Raw genomic sequence first — 10,371 nt, 5'->3', positions numbered from 1 at the left:
ACACGGACGCGAAGGTACTGATGGATACCTATCGCGGCATCGGCCAAGAATACATATGGCGATTTGAGATCAACCTCGCCGCAGATATGCAGCCGCTCCAAACGCCAAGCCTGATGGATGCGATCACGATCTATGTCAATCGTAATGAGATACCCGATCCGCCGCACCTAATACCGATCTTGACCAAACTCTCAACTGACGAACGCATGCCCCTAATGGCCCGCAACCGCGCTCAAAGCTCATCAGAGAAATCGAAAAGACAAAGAAGTAGCCCTCATTTTCGAAGCCTAAAAGTAGTTCTGCTCCGGTCAATGGAAGGACCGACATATGGCGCCTGTTCCGCCATGAAATCGATATCGGTCGCATCGTCGGTTGGCGAAACAACCAACGTCGGGTTGACGAAGGAATATCGTTTACTGCCGACTGACAAGACATAGGTCTGCCCTGCTTCGACTGCGTCAAAGCGATAGTAACCAAAGGAATTGGTGATCACTCTCCGAACATCGCCGCCTTGGTTCGTGAGAGTCACGATCGCCTTGTTTATCCCATTTCCATTAGCCGTCACCACGCGTCCGCTGATGGATACACTTGCAGCTGTAGGGCCAAAATCGGCAAGCGTCCAATCGGAATAGGCTGTAACATTGGGTACGGCAACGCGGTTGGAGAACGTGTTTGCGGTCGTGCTAAAGACCGACGCCGAGCCGCCTGAGATACGATATGCTCGATAGCTGGCCTCGTTCCCAACAATGTCGCTCTGAAGATAGTTAAAGATAACCTCAGAATTCGTAACGCCGCCGCCCGGATTCTCGATCTGCCACCAACGCCTTAACCGGTCCGTCGGTAAATACATCACCGGACCGGAATACGGTCCTTGATTGGCTCGGACCAAAATATTGCCTGTACCAGTGATGTTTTTGAGGAAAACAGGAGCATAGCCACTCTTCGTTCCAGCAGGAAATGTAAAGGTTCCCGTGTTGTTCACACATCGAACCAGTGCTGTTCGGATGTAGGCTGTCGCGTCGCCGCCCATAATACCGTCGGGTTGGCAGTTGGCGATGACAACCGTTCCATCACCTGTGATCGTACCGCCTTTTAGGTTGAGAATACCGTTGACGGTGAGAGTTCGACCGGTGGCAATATTCAAAGTCCCGCCGTTGATATTCAGATCATTCATTACCACATCGGCAGTGGCAATATTAATAATTCCGGCACCGTTGGGAATCACGGCACTGGAGTTAGAGGCTGGAACCGCTCCGGTGGACCAGTTATTAATGTCAAACCAATCAGATGTCGGTGCGGGAACATTCCACCTTTGAAGATATAACCGCGTGAAAAAATGAGCCACACCGTCACCCGCTCCGTGAAATCTGCCGCCGAAATAAACTTCGTTTCCCGTTTGGACCGTCGCCAGGGTGTCACGGGCGGCGCTGCGCTCATCGCTCGCGCCCGTGATCGTCACCCAGATGTTGTTTTGCAGATCATACCGGGCCAGGCCATTGAGCTGTTTGGTGCCATCACCGGTAACAATGAAGTTTCCTTGAACGTACATGAAGTTTCCCGTTACGGCCAACGCCTCGGCGTAATCACTCAAACCGAGGTTAGCGAGCGGTGACCACGTATTGGTAACGGTGTTGTAGCGGGCAATGAAGTTCAAATTGATGTTGGAAAAACTGAAAGTTGACGTAAAGAAGCCGCCCGCATACAAATTATCGCCCGACACTGCCAACGTAAAAACCGCATCATTTACCCCGTTGAACGCGACAGGTGACCAGATATTTGTCGTCAAATTGTAGCGGGCAATACGGTTGAGGTTTAACACCGTACCGTCAAAGGTTCGGATAAAACTGCCGCCGGCATACAAGTTGCCGCCTGAGATCACCAGCGACGCAACCTCGTTGTTTAAGCCTCCGTTCGTCAATGGAAACCACGTATTCGTGGTTAGATCGTATCGGGCGATGCGATTGAGCCCCGTGACCATGCCATCGGCGGTCGCAGTAAAGGCTCCGCCAACATATAGGTTATTGCCGGAAATTGCCAGTCCGGTTACGGTACCATTCAATCCAATGTTAGCCAGAGCGGACCAAGTGTTCATCGCGGGATCGTAACGGGCAATGCGGTTCAGATTGGGGGTTGCACCATCGGCAGTAGCGGTGAAATAGCCTCCCGCATAAATATTGCCCGCAGGATCAGCCGCGAGTGCCGTAATTTGCTCGTTTAGCGCTTTGCCGTTGTTCAGGCCCATCGGTAAGTGAGAATAGGTTGAACCTAATTTTGCATCCGATGCGATCATGTTAAGATTAAGCGAATAACTCGTGACACCGAACGAAGGATTGGGTGAATCGGCCGTCGTATCCGTGAATGTTCCGCCCACATACAAAAGATCGGCATCCGTTTCGATATTGTAATATCGGGAAATGGCATTTACTGCCCCATTCAGGCCGTCATACGGAAATGCTTCCCAATCGCCGCTGCAATAACAGGCAATGCTCTTCAACTCAGTCAGTCCATCGGCCGTTTGTAGAAAATCTCCGCCGACGATAACGCCCGGACCACCAAGTGATATAGTTTTGACGGTGCCGTTCAAACCGCTATCTAGAGCCTGCCATGAATCTGTATAAGACTCGTCATAATAACCAACACGGCTGAGAGGTACAAATGGGCTTACGGTTCCCGTGAAACTGCCGCCTACGTATATGTAGTCATTAGTAGTTTTCACGGAATAGACATTACCGTTCAATCCAAAATTAGGAGGTATTTGCCAGGCGCCATTTGAGTAGCGTGCGATACGGTTTAGAGGCATTGCTGGATTGAGAACTGGGGCCGTAAATTCACCGCCGGCATAGAAGCCGCCGCCCCACGAATCCATCGCATTCACTGCTCCATTCAATCCGTTGCCCGCAAGTGCGGCCCAACAGCCGACCGTACAGACTGTGTGATTGGCGTAAACAGCAATGTTGTTAAGATTTGGAATGTTCCCGTCGTGTGATTCTGCGAAACTACCGCCGACATATAGATCAGTACCGGAAACGTGAAACGCGTTTACATCGCCATCCAGGCCGCCATTGGCGAACGGTGTCCAAGTTCCATTTTCAACTTCATCGACAGTTCCTGATCCGAAATTGTAACGGGCAATTCGGTTGAGCCCGGTTGTTACCCCATTCTCTGTTTGATTGAAATAGCCGCCGACATATAAATAGCTACCGTGAATAGCCAGAGCCTTAACGTAGCTGCCTTTTTGGTTCGAGCCTTCTGTCAAACCACCCCCCGAGAGGGAAAACCATCGGTTCTGATCTTTGTCAAAAAATGCGATATTCTGTGCCTGAACGTTGTCAACAGAGAAAAACTGCCCTCCAATGAAGACATTCCCGGTTCTCGGGTCCACGGCGGTGGCGTAAACCTTCAGCGGCGCATAAGAGGACCCTCCGGATAAGCCGGTTTGGTAAAATCGCGGATCGAGCTCGGCATCTACCTCCGGTGGTATATAGGTTAGTGTCCCACATTCGAATCCGAATCCCGCAGTAAAAAAAACATGAGCAACAAACAAACTCAGCGACCAATAGCTCCGCAAACTACTAGTCGTCGCTATCCAAGATCTTTCCATCATAATCATTTTGTCCTCAGTCAATTTAATTTTCTTCACCGCATTGCTCCAAGGTTCTTTACCAAAATTCCGGTGCGAACCGTGTACACGCTACGCACCGGATGCAACGAAGGCGGCACTGGTGATGACGGCCTTCGCAACTTGTTCAGATTGTTTGGTTGATGGCCAACCGGCATTAGACCAGGCACGGCTTAGCGGGCCGGCCAAGTTTTGGTTGGCAGGTCTGCTTCGTCGTGGATATTCGCCGGTTTGTTCACCGTACGGTTTAGCAAAACCGTTGGCGGAGAAAGGGGCAATCACCAGTAGTTTTGAGACGACGGCCGCGTTTGCGGTCACCAGTTCATCGTTCAACACCTTGCACCTCTTGCTAAATTGGTTATCAATTAGGGCTTAGGGTGCAAACTTAACTTGACCTGTTCTCAAAAATCCTCAAAACTAGTCTCAAAACTTCTCAAATTTGTGTTTTATGCAGGAGCTTTCCAAGCCGGTCATTTTTGAGTTCGGTGAGTTTCGGCTTGACGCCAAGAGTCAGCGTCTCTATAGGTGCGACTCAGGAGAAACCGTAGCGCTCACGCCGCGTGCGGTTTTGCTACTGATAACGCTTGTTTGTAGCAAGGGTCGGCTACTCACGAAAGAAGAACTTCTCGATCGTGTATGGGCGGGTTCGGTGGTCGAGGAAGGGAATCTCTCGCAAACGATCTTTGTCTTGCGTAAAGCTCTCGGCGAAGGGAAGAAGAACCCCAAATTCATCCTGACCGTGCCAGGCCGTGGCTATCAGTTCATTGCCAACGTCGCCGAGACGAATGACGCACGGTCGCTCGACATCAATAAATACGAGCGGTTTGCCGCCTCGCCAAAGGTCAGTACCGCAGCGTACGAATCGTATGTGCAGGCACGATCGTTTTGGAATAAGCGCACCGAGGCGGGCCTTAAACAGGCCGTTACGCATTTTGAAGATGCGATCTGCCAGGACCCGAATTTTGCATTCGCCTATTCGGGCCTCGTCGACAGTCATCGAATGCTTGCCGACTACTATGCCGCAGCTTTGCCGGATGGTTACGCGAACGGTTATGAAGATGCGAAGCGGATCAATTCCGAGCTTTCACTTGCACATACGACACTTGCTTACGCAAAGGCCTTTTACGATTGGGATTGGGCGGGGGGCGAACGCGAGTTTCTGACGGCACTCGACCTGGATCCGACATCTGCTACTGCTCATCAATGGTATGCCGATCTGCTGAATGTGGTTGGCCGTTTTGATGAGGCGAATAAACACTTTGCGGAGGCGATCTCGCTTGCACCTGATTCCGCCATGGCTGCAACGGGACTCGCCGGCTATTATTACACGCAGCGTGATTCGGCCCGGCTGATTAGACAGGCAAAACGGATCATCGAGATCGACCCGGATTTTGGCTATGGCCATTTTTATCTCGGCTTTGGCCTGGAATTTGCGGGGAAAGAGCAGGAAGCTGTCGATGTATTTGCGGTTGCGGCGACGAAATTTGGCGAGCCCGCGGAGATCGGTGAGGAACTAAAGGCTGCCTATGATCAGAATGGAATGAACGGCGTCTGGCACAAGCGGCTCGAGCAATACGAAACGCGCCCGCATTTGAAAAACTATCCGCGATACCTTAAATCGCTCGTTCCCGTGCGCCTCGGAGACAAAGAAACGAGCCTCGCGTGGCTCGAACAGGCCTTCGAAAACCGCGACCGCGGAATCATCTATTCCAAATACGAACCTCTGCTCGAACCGCTCCGGATTGACCGTCGCTTTAAAGACCTGATCCGCCGAATTGGGTTGTAGGGAAGGGGGCCGAATTTACACGGCCCTTTTGCAATTTAGGTATTACTTCACAGAGATCGTGCCGTCGTCGGCGATCGTTGGGGCGTTGGTACCGAAATTGTTGGTCGACAGGTTCTTTACTGTGCGTATCGATGTGCCGTTCTTATCAAGTGTCGGGATACCCTTGCCTTCGAGCGTTGCGGCGTTGATCTTGCCGCTCATAAATTTCCCGTCCGCATCCAGTTTGACCTCGAGCACCATCGTCAAAGCGGTTTCCCCGGCAAGCCGAAACCAGCCGTATGTCGCAAAATTGCCCAGTGAATAAGCGATCAACCGATCCTTGTAGATCTCCATCCCGCGCATTACGTGGGGCCCGTGGCCGAGGACAAGGTCGGCTCCTGCGTCGATAACGGTACGGGCAAATGCCGGCAGATTACCTCGGTTCTCGCCGAGAAATATCTCGTTGCGATTGGGGACGTTCTGTGCATCGGTCCCCTCAGCACCGCCGTGAAAAGATACAACGACCAGGTTCGCCTTTTTCTTGGCGTCGAGAACGAGCTGGCGTGCACCGGCAAGGTCATTTATGTTCGGCATTCCGTTGTTGTGGCCGAAGCCGATAAAGGCGACCTTCTTGCCTTTGACATCAAGATAAGTGGTGGTCGCCGGCGGATCGAGGCTGCCGGCATACTTGATGCCTTGCTCATCCAATACCTTCTGCGTGCTCACACGCCCGGGCAAGCCGAAATCGCCGGCATGGTTATTGGCCACGCTCATAACGTCAAATCCGGCTTCTTTGAGAGATTTGCCGTAACGTGTCGGCGTGCGAAAAGCAAAACACTGCGTTGAGCCGGGACGGCACTTCGCCGATGTGCCGCCGTCAACGATCGGGCCTTCGAGATTTCCAAACGCGATATCGGCGGCCGAGAGGATCGGCGTGACATCTTTCAACATGTCCGCACCGTCATTCGGCGGCATCCGAGATTCGTTCGGGAACGGAGACGCCAACATTATGTCGCCGACAGCCGCGATCGTGATAGGTTCTTTATTTGTAGGCGGCGTCGGTTCCGGAGCAGCAGTATTTGTCTTTGCTGGCTCCTCGCTGCTTACCGTTTTGGGCTGGCAGGCGAGCATCAAAAACACCGCGAACGGAACAACCGCAACGGCTGCGAATATTTTTGGATATTTCATAACTAGGCGTTTCATCGAAAAGTTAGATGCAATTTTTGATTATACCGAACAAACAGGTCAACCGGCAGCCAACGATATGTCCCTTTCGATCCGCAAAGACCGCGTAACCAGCTGCTCCTGTTCAAGATTGTGTATCGCGTACGAGCCCGTCGCCGGCGATGCGGACGCTGAGCGGCCAACGTAGCTTAGTGTTGGGGATTCAGGCAAAACGTTTCTCAAACGAGGTTCGACAAATGTCCATCCGCCCATGTTCTGCGGTTCTTCCTGTGTCCAGACGATCTCTGCTGCGTTTGGATAAGAGGCGAACACCTCAACGAGTTTTGCAGCAGGGAAAGGATAGAATTGCTCAAGCCGAACGACCGCAACATCCGATGAGGCGCTGTTTTCGCGTGCTGCATCAAGATCGTAGAATACCTTTCCGCTGCAAACAACGACGCGTTTGACGCCGGAACGGTCAGTGATCCGGGCATCGTCGATAACCGGTTGAAAACCGCCGGATTCGAGTTCAGACATTTCCGATGTAGCTGCCGGGAGCCTCAACAAGCTCTTTGGCGTCATCACGACGAGCGGCCGAATGATCTCCTGCTTGACTTGACGGCGGAGCAGATGGAAATACTGAGCAGGCGTCGATGGGTAGCAGACCTGCATATTGTTTTCAGCGCAAAGCTGCAGATAGCGCTCGAGCCGTGCCGATGAGTGTTCAGGCCCTTGACCTTCGTAGCCGTGCGGGAGCAGCATTACCAAACGCGAACGCTGCTGCCATTTGTCTTCGCTGGATGAAATGTACTGATCGATCATGATCTGGGCGCCGTTCGAGAAATCACCGAACTGAGCTTCCCAGGCCACGAGTTGATCCTGCGACATCACCGAGTATCCATACTCAAAACCGAGCACACCATATTCCGAAAGCGAACTGTCGAAAATGTATGCACGGGCATTCGGATTTGATTCGCTCTTCAATTCATTGAGCGGAGCCCACCGGTCGCCGGTCATCGTGTCATACATATTGGCATGACGCTGCGAGAATGTGCCGCGGCCCGAATCCTGTCCGCTGAATCGAACCGGCAGGCCCTCAAGAACGAGCGAGCCGATCGCCATTGCTTCTCCGAATGCCCAATCCATCGGCACGCTCCCGTCGCCCATTTTCGCACGACGGGCAAGTTGGCCGACCATTTTCGGATTGATGTAAAAGTCTTCAGGTACGAGGGATATCTTTTCGGAAACTTGTTTGAGCAAGGTTGCCGAAACGCCGGTCTCAAGGATCGTCGAACCGTCGTCGTCGATCGAGTGTGCCGCCAGCGTTGCCTTTGCAGGCTTATTGGCTGCGATTTCTTTGGCTCGGGCAAGAATACCTTCGTATTTCTCGCCTACCTTGTTCGTCATCGCGGTCAGTGCCTCTTCGGAAATAACACCTTCGCGAAGCAGCTGCTGAGCATAGAGGTGGCGGGTACCCGGATGAGCCTTTACGCGGGCGTACATTACCGGCTGTGTGTAGCTCGGTTCGTCGCCTTCGTTATGGCCGAGGCGGCGAAATCCGACGAGATCGATGACCACATCCTTATCAAATTCGCGGCGGTAATCGAGTGCGATCTGCACAACACGATATGCCGCTTCGGGGTCGTCGCCGTTGACGTGAAAGATCGGCGTTTGGGTAATGTGTCCGGCGTCGGTCGAATAAATGGAACTGCGGCTGAGGCCCGGAGACGTCGTGAAACCGATCTGATTGTTGATCACGATGTGAACCGTGCCGCCCGTGCGATAGCCCGGAAGCCCAGCGAGCTGCAGCGTCTCCATCACGACACCCTGCCCTGCAAATGCCGCGTCGCCATGCAGAAGCAGCGGAAGAATATGCGAATACGATTCCTGACGGCTAAGCCCTTTGCCGTCGCGAAGTTCGTCTTGGCGTGCACGGGCCATTCCTTCAACGACAGGATTTACCGTTTCGAGATGGCTCGGGTTACAGGAAAGCTGGATCTTGAGGTCGCGGCCGGCTTTTGTCTTGCGGTTGCCGATCGCTCCCTGGTGATATTTCACGTCGCCCTCATCGGCAGGGAAGTCAGGGTGCGAGGTGCCTTCGAAGACGGTGAAAATACGTTCGGCCATCGCCCCGGTTTCCGGATCGCCGACAATGTTCGATAGTACATTGAGGCGGCCGCGATGTGCCATGCCGAGATAGATCTCGTCAACGCCGCGCGCCGAAGCACCTTCGACCAATTGATCGAGCATCGGGATCACCGTTTCACAGCCTTCGAGCGAAAACCGCTTCTGGCCGAGGTACTTTTTGTGCAGGAATTGCTCGAATTGCTCGGCTTCGATCAATTTTTGGAGCAATTCGATCTTGGTCTCAGGCGTGAGCGGTTCGGTGTCAACGAACTGTTCGCGAACGCGGGCACGTATCCACGCCTTTTGCGTGTTGCTTGCCATGTGGCGGTACTCGATGCCGACCTTTCCGCAGTATGCCTTTCGGAGAATTTCGAGAATGCGACGGAGCGTTGCAGTTTGTTCGCCGTGTAGTCCTCCGGTGATAAAGACCCGATCCAGATCCCAGACCGTTAAACCAAAGTTCTCGAGGTCGAGCTCTGACGTCCGACGCTGGATCATATTCAGCGGATCGATATCAGCAAGCAGATGGCCGCGTTCCCGGTATGTATTGATCATCTGCAGCACGTTCGCCTGTTCCTCGATCTTTTCGTGTTCCCCGCCAAAGAGCCTCGGATTATAGTCTTCGGCCCATCGGAACGGCGGGTAGTTGATCTCAAGATCGGCAAAGATCTGGTCAAACAAAGCCTCGCTGCCGATCAGATATTCGTGCAGTTTCGCCAGGAATAAACCGCTCTCGGCGCCTTGAATGACGCGGTGGTCATAGGTGTTGGTCAGCGTTATGGTCTTGCTTATGCCTATCGATGATAGGACCGCATTGGTCATCGCCTGATACTCTGCCGGATATTCGATAGCTCCGGTCGCGATTATCGCGCTTTGACCGGACATTAATCGCGGATTCGATGCCGCTGTGCCGATCGTGCCCGGATTGGTCAGCGAAATGGTCGTACCCTGAAAATCGGCGATCTCGAGTTTGCCGTTTCGAGCCTTTTTGACCTGTTCGTTGTAAGCCGCGAAAAAGTTGGCAAAATTCATCTTGTCTGCGGCCTTGATATTCGGCACAAGCAGATTTCGCGAGCCGTCTTTTTTCTCGACATCGATAGCGATGCCGAGATTGACGTCGTCATGCTCGAGCCGCGACGGGACTCCATTTACGACGGCGAAACCGACGTTCAAACTCGGATAGACCTTGACCGACTGAATGATCGCCCAGGCGATAATGTGCGTGAAGGATACTTTCCCGAGACCCTTCAATGCCAAATGTTCGTTGATTATGCGGCGATTCTCCTCGAGGATCTTTACCGGAATTGTACGAAAACTCGTCGCCGTCGGAACCGTCAGGCTCTGTTCCATGTTCTCAACGATCTTTTTTGCCGGGCCCGTGATCGGACGTGATCCGGTATCGGAAGAAAGCGGAACGGCGACAGGCGTTTTTACCGGCGGCGGAACCGATATTGACGTTTGTGCGGCTGGTTCGACCAATGCGGAGCTCGCCTCAGGAGTCGGGGAACCGCCATTCAGCAGATCGTGAAAATAGGTTTGCCAGGACTCGTCGACCAATTTGGGATCGGTCTGATACCGTGTCAAAAGGCCTTCGACATAGGTCGCATTCGACCCGAAACTCTCTTTGATAAATGCGGATAAATTGGTGTTGATTTCGCTCACTTTATTTCCTTTAGCCTCGTCGAATCTGACATTT

5 protein-coding genes are annotated in these 10,371 nt (G+C 52.9%); 1 reads left to right on the top strand and 4 read right to left on the bottom strand.

Going from position 1 to position 10,371, the window contains the following annotated elements:
- Positions 1–274: 274 nt before the first annotated feature.
- Positions 275–3,382: a carboxypeptidase regulatory-like domain-containing protein gene (locus IPK01_01925; protein ID MBK7932258.1), complete on the bottom strand. Its 3,108-nt coding sequence runs from the start codon at positions 3,380–3,382 to the stop codon at positions 275–277.
- A 309-nt stretch (positions 3,383–3,691) separates the two neighbouring features.
- Positions 3,692–3,952 carry a hypothetical protein gene (locus IPK01_01920; GenBank protein ID MBK7932257.1) on the bottom strand — a complete coding sequence of 87 codons (261 nt, stop codon included), beginning with the start codon at positions 3,950–3,952 and terminating at the stop codon, positions 3,692–3,694.
- Between the two features lie 115 nt (positions 3,953–4,067).
- Here IPK01_01920 and IPK01_01915 point away from each other — a divergent pair, with 115 nt between their 5' ends.
- Positions 4,068–5,405 carry a winged helix-turn-helix domain-containing protein gene (locus tag IPK01_01915; GenBank protein MBK7932256.1) on the top strand — a complete coding sequence of 446 codons (1,338 nt, stop codon included), beginning with the start codon at positions 4,068–4,070 and terminating at the stop codon, positions 5,403–5,405.
- Between the two features lie 42 nt (positions 5,406–5,447).
- Here IPK01_01915 and IPK01_01910 read toward each other — a convergent pair whose 3' ends face one another.
- On the bottom strand, positions 5,448–6,572 hold the full coding sequence (locus tag IPK01_01910) for a CapA family protein (protein ID MBK7932255.1): 1,125 nt from the start codon (positions 6,570–6,572) through the stop codon (positions 5,448–5,450).
- Between the two features lie 57 nt (positions 6,573–6,629).
- Positions 6,630–10,304, bottom strand: a complete 3,675-nt coding sequence (locus tag IPK01_01905) for a multifunctional oxoglutarate decarboxylase/oxoglutarate dehydrogenase thiamine pyrophosphate-binding subunit/dihydrolipoyllysine-residue succinyltransferase subunit (protein MBK7932254.1) — start codon at positions 10,302–10,304, stop codon at positions 6,630–6,632.
- Between the last annotated feature and the right edge of the window lie 67 nt (positions 10,305–10,371).

It is taken from the genome of Acidobacteriota bacterium (genome assembly GCA_016713675.1).
Classification (GTDB): Bacteria; Acidobacteriota; Blastocatellia; order Pyrinomonadales; family Pyrinomonadaceae; genus OLB17.
This window is presented reverse-complemented; position numbering and strand designations above follow the sequence as displayed.